We start from the raw sequence: 20582 nt of genomic DNA, 5'->3' as shown, positions 1-20582 counted from the left end.
GCCCTTCTGCCTGAAAGGATTGAATGACAGATGCCCCCAAAGCGGTCAATTGAATTGTCATCTCTGTGCGGCTGCGGCAAGATAAGCATATGAAAACGCTGTTTCCTATGCTTGCAACCCTAATGGTGCTGTCCTCATGCGGCGGGCCGCTTTCGCTTTATTACCGCGAAGGTGCAACCGTTTCCCGCCTGCAACAAGAGACGACACAGTGCCAGCTTAAGGCGGTACAAGAAGTGCCGGTTGCCAATCAAATCCGCCAGAGCCCGCCAACATACTGGCCCGGGCGCACCTATTGCGACGGTCGGGGACGGTGTTACCAGTCCCCGGGATGGTGGCAGCCCGGTCGGGTCTATACCGTGGATGTGAACCAGGGCCTGCGCAACACGGTCGAGGCGCAGTGCATGGCGCAAAAAGGGTTCCGCCCCGTCAGCCTGCCGCCCTGCAAGCAAAACGTAAAATCAAGCGTACCTGCAACGCGTACAACAACATTGCCACCGCTTACAACGCAATCGTGTTTTGTAAAATTCGATGACGGGTCTTTTCAGATCATTTCGCCTGGTCAGTCAGGCTGAGTTGGTTTGTGCTGCGCGCTGGCGGGCCAGCGCGGTATGCGCAAGGATCGCGATCGCATAAATTCCGATTATACTCAGCAGCATCCCGGCCTCATCCACGCGCCACAAAACCGCCAGCAGAACCGGTGTACCCAGCAAGTTTCCCGCGTTGCCCATCTGCGCCATGGCCCCATAGCTAAGCGCCTGCGCCTCGGCCGTTTGGTTCAGGATCGGTACTGCAGCAAAGCTGCCCCCCTGTACGAGCCCCAAAACGGCAAACAGTAGAACGCACACGATCTCCAACGGCAGGCCAAGGAAGGCCACGGAAATGGAAAAAATGCCCAACCCGAACCCCAGATTGATCACCGCGACACAGGGCATCACATTCAATAGGACAGGAACAGCTATCCAACTCAGGACAATTCCTGCCAGCGGCATCAACCCGGCGACATGCGCGCTGATATCGTCCGGCAATCGCCCCGGCAGGATGGCCAGGAGTGACACAAAGGTCAGCGTATAAAAGAACCACCCCACTGCCGGGGCTGACACGAAGGGAGAGCGATAGGTGCGCAGATGAACGTTCAGCACTTCTGTCCACCGCCAGAGCTTGGTGTCAGAGGCAAATTGCACGCGCATCCGGCAGATCAGGATCACACCAGCTACCCCAAGCATCAAGAAACCATGCAGAAGGAAGAAAGTGGTCAGACCGAAAGAGGCGATCAGCGGCAGTCCGATCCACGCGTTCAGCGCGAATGCGACGCCAAAGAACGTGCTCCAAAGGACCATCGCAATGTTGCGCGCTTTGCCGGTCGTGATCTGCGCGATCAGTGTGGGCGCAGCGACGACAATGGCCAGGTGCGAAAGCCCTTCAACAAAGCGACTGGCCAGCATGATGTAAAATCCGGGCCATGTCGCCTGAAACACTGAAATCGCGCCACCGAGGCACAAGCCGAAGATCAAAAGCTTCATGGGCCCAACCCGCCCTACGATGGCCCCGGACAAGGCCCCAAGCAAGGCTCCGATCAGGCTGATGATCGACAGCAACCATCCCATGGCTTCGGTGTGATCAGGATACAGTAAGACAAGCTCGGGAAACGGAACTGCAATTTTTGCAAATTGCGTCGCCGCACCCAATCCGGCCAGCCAAAGAATGAGGACCTGAAATACCCGTAGCATTGGGCGCTTCTAACGTGCCGCGCCCGGTCGCGGAACGCATAAATTATGCGACCCTAGTGTCTGGAACCGCTGACCAGACGAACAGGCGTGCCGTCAGACAGATACAGGCGTTCCCAGATGATTTCGCCCGCGCTGATGCGAATACGGTCATGGACAGCTTCGGACGTCAGGAACGCCTTTGGTGCGGGCGTATACATGTCCCACCATCCATCCGCATTGAGTTCGGCCTCGGCTGCCTGTATTTCCTCCGTTGCAAATTGCCACAGCGACACACCAAGCAAAGCGCTCTGGCTGGTTTTCCAATCGCGCGCCCGGCTAGCAGAATAGGCAAGACACCTGTGGCTCGCCTCCTCGACCAAATGCACACAATCTGACGAACTCATGACCAACCGCCGCAATGCGCTGTCATCAGTACGGGCCGGACCAAGGGCCGCAAAGACGGCCTGTTGGGTCTCGGGCGGCGGTGTCTGTCCGCCTCTTTCCCACCGCGAAACGGTTGCCTGATCCACCTGCAACAATTCAGCCAGATGAGCCTGCTTGAACCCAACCGACCGGCGCAGCCGTTTCAGGCGCTTTCCGAACCCTGGATAGCCGCGGGTTTCAAGCCGGTTCACTGCGTTTTAAGCCCTCATGGCCAGCCCAGCCGTCCCGGTGGATTACTCCGCCGGTTCCGGCTCATCGATTTGCGCAACACGTGCACCGGATTTGTTCGACGTAACGACACCCAGCGACTTCAGCTTGCGGTGCAACGCGCTGCGCTCCATCCCGACAAAGCTGGCCGTGCGGCTGATATTGCCGCCAAAGCGATTGATCTGGGTCAGCAGGTACTCTCGCTCGAACGCTTCACGCGCCTCGCGCAGCGGCAAGGTTGCCAGAGCACCCGACAGAACGACGCGGCCCGAATCTTCGGTCTTATCCTCTTCGCTGGGCAACTCGCGCGCTTCGATCGGGCCGGTTCCGTCGCCGAGGATCAAAACCCGTTCGATCAAGTTCTTGAGCTGACGCACATTCCCCGGCCATGTCATCGTCTGCAACAGAGCAACAGCCTCTTCCGAGAGTTCGCGGATCGGCAGACCTTGGGTTTCGTTACACATTTCGATGAAATGCTGGGCCAGAACCGGAATATCCTCGCGGCGATCTTCAAGCGAGGGAACTGCAACAGGCACAACGTTCAGACGGTGATACAGTTCTTCGCGGAACCGCTCGGCTGCGATTTCTTCGTCCAGATCCTTGTTGGTGGACGAGATAACCCGCAGATCCACTCGCACCTTGTCGGATCCGCCAACACGTTGAAACTGCTGATCCACCAATACCCGCAGGATCTTGGATTGCGTGCCCAAAGGCATGTCCGCCACTTCGTCAAAATAGACAACACCGCCATGGGCTTCTTCCAGCAAGCCGGGCTCAACCCCGCGCTCAGCGGATTCGCGGCCAAACAGCACCTCTTCTACGCGCTCGGGCTCAATGCCCGCACAGTTCACTGTCACAAAGGGCGCGTTGGCACGGTTGGAATGGGCATGGATATAGCGCGCTGCGATTTCCTTGCCCGACCCGGCAGGACCGCTCAGCATCACGCGGCCATTTGACTTGGTCACTTTGTCCAGCTGACCCTGCATGGCCCGGAACGAGGCCGATTTGCCGATCATGTCCGAGTTGTTGACCTCTTTGCGCTTGAGCGACGCGTTCTCGCGACGCAGGCGAGAGGTCTCCATCGCGCGGCGGATCACCACCATCAACTGGTCAATGTTAAAGGGCTTTTCGATAAAGTCGTATGCGCCCTGCTTGATGGCGGCGACAGCGATTTCAATGTTGCCGTGTCCGGAAATGATCACCACCGGAACATCCGGGTTGTCGCGTTTCACCGCTTTCAGAATGTCGATCCCATCCATGCGGCTGTCCTTCAGCCAGATATCAAGGATCAACAGCCCCGGCGGTTCGGAATTGATGGACGCCATACACTCGTCCGAGTTGGCCGCCAGCCGGGTTGAATAGCCTTCGTCCTCCAGAATGTCGGACACCAGCTCGCGAATATCGCGCTCGTCATCTACGATCAGAATGTCACTCATCTTTGGCCTGCTTTCAGTTTGTTGGTTCTAATTGCCTGCTTCTGTGGCGCAACGGTCGAGGACATATTGGCCCCCGGCAAACGGATTACGGCCATCGCGCCAAAATGGTCCTGTCCGTCAAAGACGGGCGCGTCCTCAAGCGTCAGCGCTCCGCCGTGTTCTTCGATGATTTTCTTGACGATGGGCAGGCCCAGCCCGGTCCCTTCGTCGCGTGTAGTCACATAGGGTTCAAACAGTCGCGCCCGATCCTCGGGCAGACCGATCCCGTTGTCTGCAATCGTGATGACCGTACCGGCATCATCACTGGAAACTGCCACTTTTATCTGTGGCTTGAGATTATCCGGTGCCCCTTTTTCTTTAAGGGTACCAATCGCTTCTCCGGCGTTTTTAATGAGGTTTGTCAGGGCCTGATGCAACATCGTCGCATCCAGGTCGGCCATGATGGGTTGCTTCGGCAAATCCGCGTCAATCTGCACGTCCGGTTGCCCTGCCTGTTGCAAAACAACTGCTTCACGGACGAGTTCGACCACGTTTTCTTCGCGGCGCTCAGGCTCGGGCATCCGCGCAAATTTCGAGAACTCGTCCACGATACGGCGCAAATCGTTGGTCTGGCGCACAATGACACCTGTCATCGACTCGAGGCTTTCGCAATCCTCCTCGTCCAGCTTGCGCGCGAACTTGCGTTTGATGCGTTCGGCGCTCAGCTGAATCGGGGTTAATGGGTTCTTGATCTCATGTGCAATACGTCGGGCAACGTCACCCCAGGCCGCCATCCGCTGCGCACTGACCAGATCGGTCACGTCGTCAAAGGCGACCACATAGCCTTCCAACCCACCATCTTCGCCGCGACGGATGGCCATCCGCACTAAGAGGTTTTCCAGACGTCCCTTGCGTGTGACTTTAACCTCGCCCTGAACAGCCTCTTGCCCGCTGTCTTTCAGGCTTTCGAACAGAGGCAGAAACTCTGGCACCGCGATGCCAATGGCCAGGTGCTCTTCTCCCCGCGACCAGTCCAGCAACCGTTCGGCCGAGCGGTTCACAAAGGTCACGCAGCCCTCAGGGTCAACGCCGACAACACCCGATGTGACCGAGCTGAGTACCGAGTCGAACAGGCGACGGCGGCTTTCGATTTGCTGTGTGTTTTCCAGCAGCGTGTCCCGCTGCCCTTTCAGTTGCCGGGTCATCTGGTTGAAATACCGGCCCAGCATGGCGATCTCGTCATCGCTGGCCTCTTCTATAACCTGAACGCTCAGGTCCCCGGCCCCGACCCTTTGGGCCGCCGTGGTCAAACGCCCCACCGGACGTGATAGGCGTTCGGCGAACCACATCCCCAAAGACATCGCAGCAAGGATCAGGATCAACGCAAAGCCCAGATACAGCAGGCCAAATTCGAACAGCACCCTGCCCCGCTCGCTTTCCAGCTGTTGGTAGAACTGTGCCGTTTCCTTGGTGTCATCCAGCAGGGTCAGCAACTGCCCATCCACTTCGCGGCTGACATAAAGGTAACGGTCCAGATAGGCTGTCAGAGGCACAAGCGCGCGGAATTCATTGTTTGGCCAATCAGCTATGATCAGCAGCCCTGTGTCAGTGGCCTCAGCCATCTGTTCCGAAGTGGGTGCTTCGTAGTTGAACAGATATGATCGATCGCCGCGCGATTTGATCTCGCCACTGCCGTCGATGACATACGCTTCCCGCAATCCGCGTTGAATTTGGGCCTGCCCCTGCGCCAACACTTCGCGCAATTCGGCGTCCGAGATGTAGAAATCCAGCGAACGCGCATTGTCCAGATACCGCGCCAGCACCGAGGCGTCCTGAACCAACCCGCGGCGGTGTTCTTGTTCATACGCTTCTGCCGCTGTCAGGGACGATCCAACCACTTGCCGCACCCGGTCCGAGAACCAGCCCTCGAGGCCGATATTCACAGTGAGCCCGGCAAAAATCGCTACGGTTACGGTAGGCACCAGCGCCAGCAGAGTGAACGCCCCAATCAGGCGCAAGTGCAGGCGCGAGCCAGCCGACTTTGCACGCCGCGCAGCAATCAGGCTACCCACCTGCCCCAGCACCAGCGCAGCGACAACCAGAACGTAAACAAGATCGGCCAGAAGAATCAGGCGCAGGGTCGGTGCGGTCGAACCAAGGTCAAAAGGTCCGATCACAAGATAGGTGGCAAGCGCCAGCACTGGCCCTAAAAGGACCAGCCCAAAGGTACCGAAATTGCGCAGTTTTCGTGATTTACGCCATCGACTTATCGATGGGATCATCCCGCTCTGTGCTCGGGTTGCCACCGTCTGCCCTCATCCTGATGTGCCGCGTTCGCGGCTTACCGCCATATATCGTGATCTTTTCCCGACAGATGCCGGGATGCCACGGTTTGTGTGGCGATATTACATCAGTTTGCGACGGCGTGTCACCTGAATATCGAGGTCAGTAATCTTTTTTCGCAACGTATTTCGGTTGATCCCCAGCAAATCGGCACATTTCGCCTGATTTCCGCCGGTTGCGTCCAGTGCAATTTCGATCAGCGGTGCCTCAACCTCACGCAAAATGCGCTGATACAGACCCGGCGGCGGCAAAATATTGCCGTGCAGGTCAAAATATCGACGCAAATGTCGCTCGACCGAGGTCGACAGTTTTTCACGCTCTCCGCCACTGAGAACCGGTTCCGCTTCGGGCTGGCTGCCCAGAACCATTTCCACTTCAGCCTTCGAGATTTCATCCGCCCGGCTTGTCAAGCTCAGCCTGCGCACTGCGTTTTCCAACTGCCTTACGTTACCGGGCCAGGAATAGCGCCGCACCAATTCTACCGCTTCGGGGCTGAGCCAGCGCTTTGCACCGCTTTCACGCTCTTCGCGGGCCAGAAAATGTTCCGCTAGCAGCGGAATGTCATCCACCCGTTCACGCAATGACGGCACATGAATGGTGGCACCGCACAACCGGTAATACAAATCCTGACGAATGCGCCCGGTTTCCATCCCTTCCGTCAGATCCGACTGGCTTGTGGCCATGAAACGCGGAACATGATCGCCAGGTGTATCCATCATGCGCACGATACGGGCCTGAACCTCATCTTCGATATCTGCGATTTCATCGATCAACAGCGTGCCGCCGCGAACCCGCGCCAAAACACGCGCGGGTCCTTCCAGATCCCGCAACTCCGCCGCCGTAACTGTAACAAAAGGTAATGTGCGCCGGTCCGAGAAGTCATGAATAGCACGTGCAATCAGGGACTTACCTGTTCCACTTTCACCGGAAATCAGCACCGACAAATCGGTGTTCATTACCCGTGCGACCAACCTGTACAGGGCCTGCATCACCGGGGTGCGCCCGACCAAAGGCAATTCGTCCGGACGCTCGCCATCTACATGAGCCGTTTCGGGCTGTACCCGTTGCTTTTGATCCAAGGCCCGCGCGGTTCGTTTCATCAAGTCAGGTAGATCGAAAGGTTTCGGCAAGTAATCATAGGCGTCCGCCTCTGCCGCCTGAATCGCCGTCATGATCGTGTTTTGCGCCGAGATCACGATGACGGGCAGTCCGGGACGATCTTCGGCAATCTTTGGCAGCATTTCCAATCCGTTGCCATCTGGCATGACCACGTCCGAGATCACCACATCGCCCTTACCTTCCCCAACCCAGCGCATCAGCGTGGTCAGCGACGACGTTGCATGCACCTTGCACCCTGCACGCGTCAGGGCCTGTGTCAGAACGGTGCGGATCGTGCGGTCATCATCCGCAACCAGTACGGTGCCATCCATTAGGTGGTCTCCTTTTTGTGCTCGGCGACCTCGCGCGGCGCGCGGCGCAGCGACAGTTTGAATACGGTTCGCCCGGGAACGGACTCGGCTGAAATCCAGCCGTCATGGTCCGATATGATCTTACTCACCAGCGCCAGCCCTAGCCCGGTGCCATTTTCCTTGCCCGAGACAAAGGGGTCAAAAATGTCCCCGCGAATGTCCTCGGGCAACCCTGGTCCATCGTCGATAATCTCGATCTGCAAAGGCAATGAATGACCAGACCCATCGCTGCGGCGCAGACGGAAGGAATGTTCGAAGTAAGTCCGAAGCCGGATGGTTCCCCCCTGCGGCCCAGCAGCTTCGGATGCGTTCTTGAGCAGGTTCAGAACCACCTGCAACAATTGATCCGGGTCTCCGAAGGCCAACGGCAAGGACGGGTCGTAATCTTCAATGATCGTCATGTCCGCGCCAAACCCCAGCAAGGCTGACCGGCGGGCGCGATCCAGAACGTCATGGATATTGACTGGTTTGAAGTCGGGTTTCTGCAAGTTTCCGAATTGTTCAACCTGCTCCAGCAGCTTCACAATTCTGCGGCTTTCCGCCACGATTAAGTCTGTAAGTTCTAAATCTTGCGCCGGGATATTCATGCTCAGCAACTGCGCGGCGCCCGTGATCCCGGCCAAGGGGTTCTTGATCTCGTGGGCCAGCATCTCAGCCATGCCAATGGCCGATTGCGCGGCCGATTTGACCGTGTTGCCCCGTGTCATCCGCCCCGACAATTCGCGCGGCGAGATGATCATGATCATCGATCCAGGATATCCAACCAAAGGCGCGATCTGCAACGCGCATTGCAACGGTGCGCGGTTTCCTGATCCGGCGTCTACATCGTTGACAAAAAGCGGCGTACCATAGGTGCGCGCGCGCTCGAAAGCCTCTTCAAGCGGTGCATCTACGGCGATCTGATCCCACACGGGATGGCCGATCACAGCCTTGCGTGACGCGTTCAGAAACCCTTCACCTGCGGCATTTACATCGGAAATGCGATCGTCCGGATCAATGATGAAGGCCGGAACGGGCAATGAGTTCCAGATGCTGGCGTTCGAGTTCATGCCGCCACCTCGCCCGTCTCGCTCAACGCATCCGCCAGCAGGCGCAACACTTCGTTTGGCTCGCGTGATGTCAGAACGGCCCGTCGCAACGGCGCGGGGGTCGTGGCCTCATCCATGTACCATCCAAGATGCTTGCGGGCGACGCGCAGGCCGAGGTCCGCCCCATAGAAGGATAGCATCGCTTGATAATGCGCCTGCACCATGTCGATCAGATCCGCACCAACGGGAATTTCTGGGGCCCTTGCTCCGTAAAGGTCGTAACATACTTGCGCCAAGAGCCAGGGCTTGCCCTGCGCACCGCGCCCGACCATCACTCCATCCGCGCCCGACTGATCCAGCGCGGTTCGCGCGGCGGCCGTATCCACGACATCGCCGTTTGCGATGACTGGAATCGACACAGCCTCTTTCACAGCTCGGATCGCCCGCCAATCGGCATGGCCCTTGTAAAACTGACATCGCGTGCGCCCATGAATCGTGACCATCTGAATACCGGCGTCCTGCGCTCGTCGCGCCACATCCGGCGCGTTGAGCAATGAATCGTCCCAGCCCAGTCGGGTTTTCAGGGACACCGGTACATCAACTGCACCCACCACGGCTTCGATCAGGGCCAAGGCATGATCCGGCGTTTTCAACAAGGCCGAGCCCGAATAGCCGTTGGTCACTTTCTTGGCGGGACAACCCATGTTGATGTCGATCACCCGCGCGCCCCTGTCGGCCACCTGACGGGCGGCTTCGGCCATCCAGTGCGCCTCACGCCCGGCCAATTGCACGGCAGTGTTTTCTACGTCCGCAGACAGTTCCGCACGTTCGCGCACGCCAGGCTTGGCTTGCACCATCTCCTGACTGGCGACCATTTCGCTTACCACCATGCCGGCACCAAACCGCATCACCAGATCGCGAAACGGGCGATCAGTGATTCCGGCCATCGGAGCCAGAAGGACCGGTGATGTTACTTCTTTTTCAGCGAGGCGCAGAGTCAACGTGCTTAATCCTTGGGCAGTTGCGGTTTTGATATCGAATTCCGCGCATATGAACAACAAAACGGCGCGAAACAAGCCCGCAAAATCATCACATGCCTAATTTTTAATCGTTTTACCTTGGGTGATTGCCTCTGCTTTCACCGCCGCCTAAACACAGCCCAATACGAAGGAGCGCCCGAGACATGACTACAGCCGCCATCATAGTCGCCGCAGGGCGCGGGTTGCGCGCCGGAGGTGGCGTACCCAAGCAGTGGCGCATCCTTGCGGGCCGTCGCGTGGCAGACTGGACGATCGAGCGGTTCCGCGGACAGGTGGATCACATCGTACTTGTGCTTTCAGACGAAGACACCCCCGCATGGGAAGAGTTTCGCAATTCAGATCTGATCCTCGCATCTGGCGGATCAGATCGCTCAGGCTCAGTAAGTAGCGGATTGAAGGCCCTGGAAGGTCTGGGTGTGCAACATGTTCTGATCCACGACGTGGCCCGCCCTTGTGTCTCGTCGCGCATCATAAAGGACGTTTTGAACGCGCTGGAAACGCACCAAGCGGCTGCCCCGGGGCTTGCTGTCACGGATGCGCTGTGGGTTGGGCGGGATGGCGCTGTAACGGGCACGCAGGATCGCAATGGCCTCTATGCTGCGCAGACACCGCAGGGGTTTCACTTTGACGCCATCACAACCGCACACGCAGCCCATTCGGGCGGGGCTGCGGATGATGTGGAGGTCGCCCGTACGGCGGGCCTTGATGTATGCATTGTCCCCGGCGACGCAGACAATCTAAAAATCACCCGACCCGAGGATTTTGCCCGGGCGGAACGGATAATGGGAACGGATATGGATGTAAGGCTTGGCAACGGGTATGACGTACACCGTTTTGGCGAGGGGGATCACGTTATCCTGTGTGGTGTGAAGGTGCCTCATGGGCGCGGATTGCAGGGACATTCAGATGCGGATGTCGGGATGCACGCCGTAACCGATGCGATCTACGGCGCTTTGGCGCAGGGTGACATTGGTCACCACTTCCCGCCCTCAGATCCGCAATGGAAGGGTGCTGCCAGCGAGATTTTTCTGCGCCATGCGGTCGAGCTGGCCGGGCAGATGGGATACCGCATTTCGAACGTCGATTGCACCTTAGTCTGCGAGTATCCAAAAATCGGCCCTCATGCCGCTGCCATGCGCGCTGAAATGTCTAAAATCATGGGGTTAAGCGCAGATCAGGTCTCGGTCAAGGCCACCACATCTGAGCGTTTGGGCTTTACTGGTCGCAGCGAAGGGATCGCCTCGCTCGCCACAGCCTGCTTGGTGAAACAATGACCACGGCACAGGTGATCGGTACGGTCGGCGGTGTCGGATATTTGCACCCTGCCCCCGGAACCTGGGGATCCTTGGCGGCGCTGCCGATGGCTTGGATATTGCACACGCTGGGTGGGTTTCCCCTGCTGGCACTTGCAACACTGGCCGTTTTTGTTGGCGGCCTTTGGGCAACCCGCGTGATGACCGAGGGCCAAGATGATCACGACCCGTCAGAAATCGTCGTTGATGAGGTCGCAGGCCAGTTCATCGCGCTTTGGGCGATTTCTTACCCGTCTTGGGCCCATGGGATCAACATTACCGCCCTTTGGCCCGGTTGGGTGGCTGGGTTCATCCTGTTCCGCCTGTTCGATATCACCAAGCCCGGCCCCGTTGGCTGGGCCGACAGGCGTGGCGATCCGATGGGCGTTATGCTCGACGACGTCATCGCAGGCGTTTTCGCAGCCATCGGCGTGATGATACTGGCGGGAATAGCACACGGAGTACTGGGTCTGTGAACGTGAGCGAGCTGTTGGATTTTGCCAAGGCGCAGGGCGTGATGATCGCCACGGCTGAAAGCTGTACGGGCGGGATGGTGGCTGCGGCCCTGACCGATATTCCCGGCAGCTCCGCTGTGGTTGACCGGGGCTTTGTCACTTACACCAACGCAGCCAAACAGGACATGCTGGGTGTTTTGGCCGAAACGCTGGCCGCGCATGGCGCAGTGTCAGAGGAGGTCGCCCGCGAGATGGCAGACGGAGCCCTGCGTCATTCTCAGGCGCAGCTAGCCGTGTCGATCACCGGCATTGCCGGACCGGGCGGGTCCGAGTTCAAGCCAGAGGGGCGTGTGTGTTTTGGACTGTCCCGAGACAGTAGAGACACTCGAACCGAAACCGTTGAATTTGGCGCATTGGGGCGAGATGCGGTCCGGCTGGCAGCGCGTGATCACGCGTTAGATCTACTTAAAGATGGCCTTTCCTAAACGCCCATTCCTTAGGCAAGATGCCTGAAAAGCCGCAAAAACTGTCATCACTAGAAGAAAAGGCGACATTTTAAGCGCCTTTAACAACTCTGCCTCTTTTTTCCTCACCTCTCCTCCGTTTCAAGGCTGCGCACACACTCACAAGGGTTCCGAGCGCCGACACAAAGCGTTCCGAACCAAACGCAGGGGAAAGGAGAACGGCCCATGAATGGAGCCGATACAGCCTGGATCATCGTTGCTACCGCACTGGTCCTTTTCATGACATTGCCGGGCCTTGCCTTGTTCTATGGTGGGCTTGTACGTGCCCGAAATGTACTCAGCGTGTTCATGCATTGCTTTTCAATCGCCTGTTTGATGAGCATTTTGTGGCTCGTTGCGGGCTACTCGATCGCCTTCGGCCCTGGCGAAAGCGGGGTTTGGGGTGGTCTGGGCAAAGCGTTCCTGAACGGTGTGGATGCCGACAGCCTTGCAGGCACCCTGCCCGAGATCCTGTTCTTCGCCTTTCAGATGACCTTTGCGATCATCACACCGGCCCTGATTGTGGGTGCCTATGTCGAACGCGTTGGCTTTGGGTTTGTTCTGACCTTTTCCGCCCTCTGGATGCTGCTCTGTTACGCGCCGGTCGTCCATTGGATCTGGGGCGGCGGCATGCTGGCTGATGGCGGCATGCTGGGCGAGATCGGCGTACGCGACTTTGCGGGCGGAATCGTAGTCCATGAAACCGCTGGTCTGGCCGCTCTGATCATCGCCGTCATACTTGGCCCGCGCCGCAACCGTACCACACCCCCGCACAACCCCGGCTACGTCATGGTTGGTGCTGCGATGTTGTGGGTGGGTTGGTTCGGCTTCAATGGCGGATCACAGCTGGCCGCAGATGGCGGCGCCGCAATGGCCATGACCGTCACGCATCTGTCCGCCGCAACCGCGTCGCTGACCTGGGCACTGTGGGAACGTATCCGCTTTGGCAAGGCTTCCATGGTCGGTCTGGTCACAGGCACCATTGCTGGTCTGGCTTCGATCACACCGGCATCCGGCTTTGTGGGTCCGGTACAAGCGCTGATCATCGGTGCGGTCGCCGGTGTCCTGTGTCAGGAAGCCGTCAATGTCATCCGCAACAAGCTGAACATCGACGACACGCTAGATGTATTTGCGGTGCATGGCGTCGGCGGCATTTTCGGCACCATCATGATCGCTGCGTTTGGCCTTGGCACATGGACCGCGCAATTGGGCGGGTTGATGATCGTGGGTGTCTTTACGGCAGTTGTTACGATTGTGTTGGTGAAGGTGGTTGCACTTCTCACCCCGCTTCGCGTAGACGCCGAAACCGAGACAAACGGGCTCGATCTTTCGGTACACGGGGAACGCGCCTACGACATGAGCAGCTAAGCCCACCTTGGCGCTCTGCCCGAAAGGGCGAAAAGCGGACCTCTTGGGGGTCCGCTTTTCTTTTTTGCCCTCTCGACTCCGGCCCAACGGTCGGGCTATCAGCCCGCAACGTGTTTTCAGCCCCGAGGTTTGCGCCATGATCCCCAGTTCCTTTCCCGACAGCACCGAAATCGCCCGCCTGACCGCGCGGATGCTGCTGGAGATCAAGGCCGTCCATTTCAACTCGCGTGAGCCGTTTACCCTGGCAAGCGGACTGCCCAGCCCGACCTATATCGACTGTCGCAAGCTGATCTCGTACCCGCGCATCCGTTCGACACTGATGGATTTCCTGACCGTGACCGTGATGCGCGAGGCCGGGTTCGAGGCGTTCGATAACATCGCCGGCGGCGAAACCGCAGGCATCCCCTTTGCCGCCATGGTTGCCGAGAGGATGGCGCTGCCGATGACCTATGTGCGCAAGAAACCCAAAGGCTATGGCCGCAACGCCCGGATCGAAGGCGCGATGAACGAAGGCGAGCGGGTGCTGCTGGTCGAGGATCTGACAACCGACGGTGGCTCGAAACTTTCCTTCGTGGACGCGATCCGCGAAACCGGCGCGACCTGCGGGCATACTGCGGTGATCTTCTACTACGGCATCTTTCCCGAAACCGAGAAAACACTGGGCGATCACGGTGTAAAGCTGCATTCGCTTTGCACTTGGTGGGATGTTCTTGCCGAGGCCAAGGCGCAAAAGGCCTTTGACGAAGAGACCCTTAGCGGCGTCGAGGCCTTCCTGAATGACCCGCGGGGGTGGCAGGAAGCGAATAAAAGCTGACGTCGCGAAATCAATTTTCTGAGCGGAAACAGTAGCAGGTCCGCGGACTTAATTCGCACTACATGTTGACGTACAGCCCCGTCATGCTTCAAGATGATGGGGCCCGGAGATATTCACAGCATATCCCCAGAAAACATACAATTTGCCCCGACTCGCAGGGCTAAGCTATGGACCATGTCCCAAGGGACGGTGAGAGCAGCAATGAACGAGATCAGCAGTATCGAGCAAGCAGCGGCACAGATTCAAAACGCAGAAACCATGCCGCATTCCATTGAGGCTGAACAGCAGCTTCTGGGCGCGATCCTGACCAATAACGACCTCTATGACCGGGTCGCCTCGATCATCGGGGCCGAGCATTTCTATGATCCGGTTCATGCCCGGATTTATGAAGTCGCCGCCGCCCGCATCGCTAAAAACGCGCTGGCCTCACCGGTCACACTGAAATCCTTCATGGGCGAAGATGAAGGCTTGAAGGAGCTGGGCGGCCCGGCCTATTTGGTCAAGCTTGCCGGTGCCTCGATCAGCGCCTTTGCTGTGCATGACTATGCCCAGATGATCTATGACCTCGCCATTCGGCGCGAGTTGATCCGACTTGGCCGCGACATTTCAGACAAGGCAGCGCGGGTCGAAGTCAGCAGTGAGCCAAAAGAACAAATCGTCGAGGCCGAGCAGCAGCTCTATCAGCTATCCGAGCAGGGCCAGACCGAACAAGGTTTTCAATCCTTCCTGAAGGCGGTCACAGAAGCCGTCAACGTCACCAATGAAGCGTACCAGCGCGGTGGTGGAATGGCGGGGATTTCCACCGGTCTGGCCGACTTGGACAAACAGCTTGGGGGCCTGCACCCCTCTGACCTGATCATTCTGGCCGGGCGTCCGTCGATGGGGAAAACCTCGCTGGCGACGAACGTAGCGTTCAACGTGGCCAAAGCCTACAAACGCGGACAGAAGCCGGATGGCTCGGAAGGCGCGATTGACGGTGGTGTGGTCGGGTTCTTCTCACTTGAGATGAGCGCCGAGCAGTTGGCGGGCCGTGTGCTGGCCGAAGCGTCCGAGATTTCCTCGCACAAGATCCGTCAAGGCGATATGACCGAGGCCGAGTTCCGCCGCTTCGTGGACGCGGCCAAGGAATTGGAAGCCTGCCCCCTGTTCATCGATGACACCCCGGCACTGCCGATCTCGCAGCTTGCCGCCCGTGCGCGTCGGCTCAAGCGGACGCATGGTCTGGACCTTCTGGTGATCGACTATCTGCAGCTTTGCCGAGGTATGTCCGACAACCGCGTGAACGAGATTGCCGAGATTTCGATGGGTATGAAGGCCATCGCCAAAGAACTGAATATCCCGGTCATCGCCCTGTCACAGCTGAGCCGTCAGGTCGAAAACCGCGACGATAAACGCCCGCAACTGTCCGACCTGCGGGAATCGGGCTCGATCGAGCAGGATGCCGATGTGGTGATGTTTGTGTTCCGCGAGGAATACTACAAGGAACGCGAAAAGCCCGGTGATCACGAGCTGGAAAAGATGGAAGAGTGGAAGCAGGCGATGGAACGCCTGCACGGCAAGGCCGAGGTCATTGTCGGCAAGCAACGCCACGGTCCCATTGGCACCGTCGAGCTTTCGTTCGAAGCCCAGTTCACACGCTTTGGCAATCTGGTCAAACCCTGGCAGCAGGGTGGCGAGATCGAAGGCTACTGAACAGGCGGTCTCTGACTTTTCCTGTTCCTCCGGCCGAAGCGATGGCGCATCAGCCACGCTGTGTTAGAACCGCTGAACAAAGCTTCCACAGCAACAGGTCTGCATCGCCGCCGGCGCTGCGGATTATGGCCGGCCATATCCCAAGACAACGGCCGCAAAAGAAGCTGGTGGCGCGCCATGTTCACAACAACAAGACAATGCTCGATTATTCTCTGAACTGGCGACAGGTCCTTTCGCGTACCGCACGATTCCCCTCACCAAAGCGATGGATTGTTCAATGCGGGCACGCAGCGCGACGGGCCTTTCAGTGGTGTCAGATCCTGACCATCCAATGACTGCCCCAGCCATCCGTGCGGATGGCTCAGCGCCAGCGGCGGTTGCGCGGTTGTCTCAGAGATCTGACCAAAGCCGGTTTTGCAATAGTACCCGGGATCGCCATAGGTCAGCGCCACATCCACACCAGCTGCGCGCAGGCAGTCCAACCCGTAAGAGATCAATGCCTGCCCCACGCCAGTCTTTTGATTGTCTGTCCTAACCGCCATGGGCGACAGGATGAATACGCAACGCGCGTCCTGCGGAAACATGATGCGCGAAAAGATGGCACAGCCCAGCAGTTGGCTTTCGCTATGCGCGGTGCAGACCAACAGGTCCTTTGATGGCGTGCTGTCGATCAGGTCTTGCACAAAGGCACCAATGACCACGCCTTCATCCGTGCCTTCAGACGCCGCAAAAACATCCTCGAAAAACTGGGCCACATTGAAGGGGCTATCAGCCAACCCGGTCGAAAACTTCATGACTTCCTCAATTCTCGCTGCTTTGTCATTGACTGAACAATGATGGAACGATCATTCTCGCAAGATCGCTTTAACACCAATGTGAAAACAATCGCAAAGCGAACCATTCACAGCGAAAAACCGCTAAAACGTCATGGTTTTCGGCGCCATCTGATGATTGGCAACATCGTGCAACGGAATACGCAACAGAAAAGCACCATTCCCTCTTGACCTTGGACAGCGCGATGTCATGAACAGTGCCATGAGTACTGCACGTTTGACGATCAATCTTCATGCGCTGGCCAGCAACTGGCGCGCGCTTGATGCGAAGACCGGGGTTGAAACCGGAGCCGTGGTCAAGGCCGATGCCTATGGGCTGGGTGTCGGGCCTGTCAGTGACACGCTGGCCGAAGAAGGCGTTCGCAAATTCTTTGTTGCCGCCGCCGAGGAAGGTGCTGCCGTGCGCGAGGCCGTGGGACCTGGCCCGATGATCGGTGTCTTTTCTGGGCATATGGAAGGCGACACGGATCTGCTGTGCGCGCACGACCTGACGCCTCTGATCAACTCGGCCGAACAGTTCCAGCGTCACCTGCAAGCACTCCCTGACCACACATTCGGCATTCAACTGGACAGCGGCATGAACCGTCTGGGGCTGGAGCCCGCAGACTGGGCCGAATTGCGCCCAAAGGCTGAGGCCTTGAACCCGGCGGTGGTCATGTCTCATCTGGCCTGTTCGGACGAGCCGGATCACCCGATGAACCATCAGCAGCTTAAGACCTTCCGCGAGATGACCGAGGGCATCACTGCCCCGCGTTCGCTGGCCGCAACCGGAGGCACCTTACTGGGGCCAGAGTTCCATTTCGATTTCTGCCGCCCGGGTATCGGCCTTTATGGCGGTCTGCCGTTTGCTGGGGCCAAGCCGGTTGTCACCGTCGATCTGCCCGTCATTCAGGTACGCCAACTAGAGGTGGGCGAAACCGTCGGCTACGGCAACAGCTGGGTCGCACGCCGCCCGTCACGTATCGCGACCGTCGCGGCGGGCTATGCTGATGGCCTGCATCGTGCCATCGGCGGAGGGATTGACACTTTTGCCGGAAACCAGCCTTGCCCGGTGGTCGGCCGTATCTCGATGGACCTGATCACGGTGGATGTTACCGACTTGCCGAACGACCCGGAACGCCTGCGCATTCTCAACGGCCACCAGACTGTCGACGATCTGGCTGAAGCTGCCGGAACAATCGGTTACGAAATACTGACATCTCTCGGCAATCGCTATTCGCGGGGCTACGTGGAATGAACCCAATTTCCGCGCTTGGGGGGCTGGGCCGGGCTGTACTGAGCCTGATGGCAGCCTTTGGCCGGGTGGCCCTGTTTGCGCTGGATGCCATCTCGCATATCCTGCGCCCGCCTTTCTATCCGCGCGAGTTCGGAATGGCCTTGCTTAATATCGGTTGGCTTTCCCTGCCCGTGGTCGGCCTGACCGCTATCTTCACCGGCGGCGCGCTGGCGTTGCAAATCTACGCCGGCGGCGCGCGTTTCAACGCCGAAGCGGTGGTGCCTCAGATCGTCGCCATCGGTATGGTGCGAGAGCTTGGCCCGGTGCTGGTCGGCCTGATGATTGCTGCCCGCGTAACTTCTTCCATCGCTGCAGAGATCGCCACGATGAAAGTGACCGAACAGATCGACGCGCTTGTCACGCTGTCGACCCATCCGATGAAATACCTGACCGCTCCACGCGTGTTGGCTGCGCTGATCACCGTGCCCGCACTGGTCGCAGTGGGCGATATCATCGGCATTGCCGGAGGCTACACGGTTGCCACTCAAAATCTGGGCTTTAATCCGGCGGCCTATCTGAAAAACACGGTCGATTTCCTTGAAGCCCGCGACATCGTCTCGTCTTTGGTCAAAGGCGCAGTCTTCGGCCTGATCGCGGCCATCATGGGGTGCTATTACGGTATGAATTCCGGTCGCGGTGCACAGGGCGTAGGCCGCGCCACCAAAGGCTCGGTCGAGGCCGCAGCCGTACTGATCCTGGCGGCAAACTTCGTTCTCACAGGGGTATTCTTCTCGCTATGATCCGGATGGAGAACGTACATAAAGCCTTTGGTGACAACCGCGTATTACAAGGACTTAACCTTGAGATCCCCAAGGGCACCTCGATGGTCATCATCGGTGGGTCGGGCACCGGAAAATCGGTGGCTCTGAAATGTATCCTTGGCCTGATCCACCCCGACAGCGGCATGATTTATGTGGACGGAAAAGACGCCAGCAAAGGCGACCGCGACGCGTTTCTGGCCCGGTTCGGGATGCTGTTTCAGGGGGCCGCCCTGTTTGATTCACTGACCGTCTGGCAAAACGTTGCCTTCCGCCTGCTGCGTGGTTCTCTGAAACGTCCGACCGAGGAAGCGCGCGAAATCGCTATCGAAAAACTGCGGCGCGTGGGCCTGAAGTCCGACGTGGCCGACCGTTTTCCGGCCGAGCTGTCGGGCGGGATGCAAAAACGTGTGGGCCTTGCCCGTGCTATCGCCGCCGAGCCCGAGATCATCTTTTTCGACGAACCCACCACTGGTCTTGACCCGATAATGTCCGGCGTGATCAACGATCTGATCCGCGAAATCGTGACCGAGATGGGCGCCACCGCGATGACCATCACCCACGACATGAGCTCGGTCCGCGCGATTGCCGACAACGTCGCTATGCTGCACGGAGGCGTCATCCAATGGACCGGTCCCGTCGGGCAGATGGATGCCTCGGGTGATCCCTATGTCGAGCAGTTCATCAGCGGGAGTGCAGAGGGGCCGATTGAGGCGGTTCGGTGAAAACAAGGAGCATTGCTTTGCAACAAAGAATTTCTGATCTTCTTGAGCAATTTTTCTTAACGGAAAGAAGAGCTTTCATAGAAAGCGACATCAACACGGCAGAGGGATATTCATCTAGTTACTACAATGATTTTGCGAGGCTATATGGTTACCTACCAACCTATTCTCGAATGATTTCTGGCCCGGATGTGTCGATAGAATTCGATGGTGATCCGGAACAGGTTATGTATTCCATTGCTCGCCAATTCAGAATATTCAGCGGCGCATTTCATCAATGGTCTGCTTCGAACGAAATAGAAGAACTTGATACCGAAAGTTCAGTTACTCTTTCGAATGAATTCAAGATTTCGCTTCACCAAAAAATTACTGAAGCGCGTGAGATGGTAATTAGAGGTGAGTGGAAAAGCCCTGAGGCAAAGGATCGGGTTCTTAAAGCTCTTCTGGGCGTAGACAGAGAGATTGATAGGGAGTTAAGCAACTACCACAAGATACTCGGTATGGTCGAAGATGCAGCCGAGACTGTTGGCAATTCCAGCTACAAAGCAGAACCTATCATCGGCCTTATTACGGGCATCAGAAACGCAATTACTGGGGAACGTAACAAGCCACTTCAAATTAGACGCGAAGACCCTCCAAGGCAGATTACGGACCAGTCTAAAGGAAACTAGGTTTGCTCCGCCTCGCCACCCTCTCGCTCCTGATCCTCTACCCCATCGCGTGGTTCGCTCCGCTGATGCGCGCGGGGTTCCTGCCGATCTTCGGCCTCAGCGAAATCAGCGTCATCACCGGGCTCCAGTCCTTGTGGAAATCCGACATCTTCCTCGCACTGATCGTCACCGTCTTCGCCCTCTTCGCGCCGTACATCAAAACCATCGGCACCGCGCTGATCCAATGGAACCTGCTGGATGCCCGCGTCCAACCCGCGCTGAATATCCTCGGCAAACTGGCCATGGCCGACATTTTTCTGATCGCGCTTTACATCACATTGGCCAAGGGCATCTCTTACGCCACCGTTGAGACCGCATGGGGTCTTTATCTGTTCACGGCCTGTATTCTGGCATCCATCGCACTGGGTCATATTACAGAGATGACATCTGGTTCACGAAAAGCTCAGACCTAATTGATTGAAAACACATATCTAAGTATCATCTTTATATTTCGAGCAGTTAAGATTTGTAGTTTTCGGGTCCGCAGCGGATCGCCCTAAGTTGTTT

At 57.9% G+C, this 20582-nt stretch carries 20 protein-coding genes; 12 read left to right on the top strand and 8 right to left on the bottom strand.

Annotation, left to right across the window (positions count from 1 at the left end; all coding sequences use genetic code 11):
* Positions 1-89: 89 nt before the first annotated feature.
* Positions 90-572 carry a hypothetical protein gene (locus I9187_RS12455; RefSeq protein WP_171179972.1) on the top strand — a complete coding sequence of 161 codons (483 nt, stop codon included), beginning with the start codon at positions 90-92 and terminating at the stop codon, positions 570-572.
* Here I9187_RS12455 and I9187_RS12450 read toward each other — a convergent pair.
* The 7 genes from I9187_RS12450 to dusB form a co-directional block, all read right to left on the bottom strand.
* Positions 564-1727 carry an MFS transporter gene (locus I9187_RS12450; RefSeq protein WP_171179970.1) on the bottom strand — a complete coding sequence of 388 codons (1164 nt, stop codon included), beginning with the start codon at positions 1725-1727 and terminating at the stop codon, positions 564-566. The two genes, I9187_RS12455 and I9187_RS12450, sit on opposite strands and share 9 nt — an antisense overlap.
* Before the next feature lie 53 nt (positions 1728-1780).
* Positions 1781-2341, bottom strand: coding sequence for a helix-turn-helix transcriptional regulator (locus tag I9187_RS12445; protein WP_171179968.1), 561 nt, complete (start codon positions 2339-2341; stop codon positions 1781-1783).
* Between the two features lie 42 nt (positions 2342-2383).
* Positions 2384-3793, bottom strand: a complete 1410-nt coding sequence (locus I9187_RS12440) for a sigma-54 dependent transcriptional regulator (RefSeq protein ID WP_171179966.1) — start codon at positions 3791-3793, stop codon at positions 2384-2386.
* Positions 3790-6054 carry a PAS domain-containing sensor histidine kinase gene (locus I9187_RS12435; protein WP_171179964.1) on the bottom strand — a complete coding sequence of 755 codons (2265 nt, stop codon included), beginning with the start codon at positions 6052-6054 and terminating at the stop codon, positions 3790-3792. Before I9187_RS12435 ends, I9187_RS12440 begins: the two co-directional genes overlap by 4 nt.
* Positions 6055-6177: 123 nt before the next feature.
* Complete coding sequence (locus I9187_RS12430) at positions 6178-7545, bottom strand: response regulator (protein WP_171179962.1); 1368 nt, start codon at positions 7543-7545, stop codon at positions 6178-6180.
* Positions 7545-8633 (bottom strand): ATP-binding protein, encoded by a 1089-nt coding sequence (locus I9187_RS12425; protein ID WP_171237687.1) that lies wholly within the window; start codon positions 8631-8633, stop codon positions 7545-7547. The genes I9187_RS12430 and I9187_RS12425 overlap by 1 nt, the downstream gene beginning before the upstream one ends.
* The gene (dusB, locus tag I9187_RS12420; RefSeq protein ID WP_256368825.1) at positions 8630-9613 is read right to left on the bottom strand and encodes a tRNA dihydrouridine synthase DusB; all 984 of its coding nucleotides are present in this window, start codon (positions 9611-9613) and stop codon (positions 8630-8632) included. The genes I9187_RS12425 and dusB overlap by 4 nt, the downstream gene beginning before the upstream one ends.
* A 182-nt stretch (positions 9614-9795) precedes the next feature.
* Here dusB and I9187_RS12415 point away from each other — a divergent pair, with 182 nt between their 5' ends.
* The 6 genes from I9187_RS12415 to I9187_RS12390 all read left to right on the top strand — a co-directional run bounded on the left by I9187_RS12415 (position 9796) and on the right by I9187_RS12390 (position 15776).
* Entirely contained in the window at positions 9796-10926 is a 1131-nt protein-coding gene (locus I9187_RS12415) for a bifunctional 2-C-methyl-D-erythritol 4-phosphate cytidylyltransferase/2-C-methyl-D-erythritol 2,4-cyclodiphosphate synthase (RefSeq protein WP_171618876.1), read from the top strand.
* The gene (locus tag I9187_RS12410) at positions 10923-11420 is read left to right on the top strand and encodes a phosphatidylglycerophosphatase A (protein WP_171179953.1); all 498 of its coding nucleotides are present in this window, start codon (positions 10923-10925) and stop codon (positions 11418-11420) included. The genes I9187_RS12415 and I9187_RS12410 overlap by 4 nt, the downstream gene beginning before the upstream one ends.
* Positions 11417-11884 (top strand): CinA family protein, encoded by a 468-nt coding sequence (locus I9187_RS12405; protein ID WP_171179951.1) that lies wholly within the window; start codon positions 11417-11419, stop codon positions 11882-11884. The genes I9187_RS12410 and I9187_RS12405 overlap by 4 nt, the downstream gene beginning before the upstream one ends.
* A gap of 204 nt (positions 11885-12088) precedes the next feature.
* On the top strand, positions 12089-13270 hold the full coding sequence (locus I9187_RS12400) for an ammonium transporter (protein WP_171179949.1): 1182 nt from the start codon (positions 12089-12091) through the stop codon (positions 13268-13270).
* 136 nt (positions 13271-13406) lie between these two features.
* Complete coding sequence (locus tag I9187_RS12395) at positions 13407-14084, top strand: orotate phosphoribosyltransferase (protein ID WP_171179948.1); 678 nt, start codon at positions 13407-13409, stop codon at positions 14082-14084.
* A gap of 201 nt (positions 14085-14285) precedes the next feature.
* The gene (locus I9187_RS12390) at positions 14286-15776 is read left to right on the top strand and encodes a replicative DNA helicase (protein ID WP_171179946.1); all 1491 of its coding nucleotides are present in this window, start codon (positions 14286-14288) and stop codon (positions 15774-15776) included.
* A 254-nt stretch (positions 15777-16030) separates the two neighbouring features.
* Here the strand turns inward: I9187_RS12390 and I9187_RS12385 are convergent, their stop codons facing one another.
* The gene (locus I9187_RS12385) at positions 16031-16570 is read right to left on the bottom strand and encodes an N-acetyltransferase (protein WP_171179944.1); all 540 of its coding nucleotides are present in this window, start codon (positions 16568-16570) and stop codon (positions 16031-16033) included.
* A 241-nt stretch (positions 16571-16811) separates the two neighbouring features.
* Here I9187_RS12385 and alr point away from each other — a divergent pair, with 241 nt between their 5' ends.
* Genes alr through I9187_RS12360 form a run of 5 tightly spaced genes read left to right on the top strand, consistent with a single transcriptional unit; the run spans position 16812 to position 20488 of the window.
* Positions 16812-17846, top strand: coding sequence for an alanine racemase (alr, locus tag I9187_RS12380; protein WP_209940207.1), 1035 nt, complete (start codon positions 16812-16814; stop codon positions 17844-17846).
* Positions 17843-18625: an ABC transporter permease gene (locus I9187_RS12375; protein WP_171179939.1), complete on the top strand. Its 783-nt coding sequence runs from the start codon at positions 17843-17845 to the stop codon at positions 18623-18625. Before alr ends, I9187_RS12375 begins: the two co-directional genes overlap by 4 nt.
* A complete protein-coding gene (locus I9187_RS12370) occupies positions 18622-19368 on the top strand; it encodes an ABC transporter ATP-binding protein (protein WP_171179937.1) in 747 nt (248 codons plus the stop codon). The genes I9187_RS12375 and I9187_RS12370 overlap by 4 nt, the downstream gene beginning before the upstream one ends.
* A gap of 17 nt (positions 19369-19385) precedes the next feature.
* Entirely contained in the window at positions 19386-20036 is a 651-nt protein-coding gene (locus I9187_RS12365; protein WP_171179935.1) for a hypothetical protein, read from the top strand.
* Between the two features lie 2 nt (positions 20037-20038).
* On the top strand, positions 20039-20488 hold the full coding sequence (locus I9187_RS12360; RefSeq protein ID WP_171179933.1) for a paraquat-inducible protein A: 450 nt from the start codon (positions 20039-20041) through the stop codon (positions 20486-20488).
* The last annotated feature ends 94 nt before the right edge of the window (positions 20489-20582 follow it).

Source organism: Ruegeria sp. HKCCE4148, assembly GCF_017872495.1.
Taxonomy (GTDB): domain Bacteria; phylum Pseudomonadota; class Alphaproteobacteria; order Rhodobacterales; family Rhodobacteraceae; genus Ruegeria.
Note: the sequence above shows the minus strand (reverse complement) of the source record. Positions and strands in the feature narration are given on the sequence as shown.

Bases quoted from the DNA above. Each gene is read 5' to 3' on its own strand.
- I9187_RS12440 (WP_171179966.1), bottom strand. From the start codon at position 3,793: ATGAGTGACATTCTGATCGTAGATGACGAGCGCGATATTCGCGAGCTG.
- I9187_RS12370 (WP_171179937.1), top strand. From the start codon at position 18,622: ATGATCCGGATGGAGAACGTACATAAAGCCTTTGGTGACAACCGCGTA.
- I9187_RS12430 (WP_171179962.1), bottom strand. From the start codon at position 7,545: ATGGATGGCACCGTACTGGTTGCGGATGATGACCGCACGATCCGCACC.
- alr (WP_209940207.1), top strand. From the start codon at position 16,812: ATGAGTACTGCACGTTTGACGATCAATCTTCATGCGCTGGCCAGCAAC.
- I9187_RS12400 (WP_171179949.1), top strand. From the start codon at position 12,089: ATGAATGGAGCCGATACAGCCTGGATCATCGTTGCTACCGCACTGGTC.
- I9187_RS12385 (WP_171179944.1), bottom strand. From the start codon at position 16,570: ATGAAGTTTTCGACCGGGTTGGCTGATAGCCCCTTCAATGTGGCCCAG.
- I9187_RS12425 (WP_171237687.1), bottom strand. From the start codon at position 8,633: ATGAACTCGAACGCCAGCATCTGGAACTCATTGCCCGTTCCGGCCTTC.
- I9187_RS12415 (WP_171618876.1), top strand. From the start codon at position 9,796: ATGACTACAGCCGCCATCATAGTCGCCGCAGGGCGCGGGTTGCGCGCC.
- I9187_RS12455 (WP_171179972.1), top strand. From the start codon at position 90: ATGAAAACGCTGTTTCCTATGCTTGCAACCCTAATGGTGCTGTCCTCA.
- I9187_RS12395 (WP_171179948.1), top strand. From the start codon at position 13,407: ATGATCCCCAGTTCCTTTCCCGACAGCACCGAAATCGCCCGCCTGACC.
- I9187_RS12435 (WP_171179964.1), bottom strand. From the start codon at position 6,054: ATGATCCCATCGATAAGTCGATGGCGTAAATCACGAAAACTGCGCAAT.
- I9187_RS12410 (WP_171179953.1), top strand. From the start codon at position 10,923: ATGACCACGGCACAGGTGATCGGTACGGTCGGCGGTGTCGGATATTTG.
- I9187_RS12375 (WP_171179939.1), top strand. From the start codon at position 17,843: ATGAACCCAATTTCCGCGCTTGGGGGGCTGGGCCGGGCTGTACTGAGC.
- I9187_RS12450 (WP_171179970.1), bottom strand. From the start codon at position 1,727: ATGCTACGGGTATTTCAGGTCCTCATTCTTTGGCTGGCCGGATTGGGT.
- I9187_RS12390 (WP_171179946.1), top strand. From the start codon at position 14,286: ATGAACGAGATCAGCAGTATCGAGCAAGCAGCGGCACAGATTCAAAAC.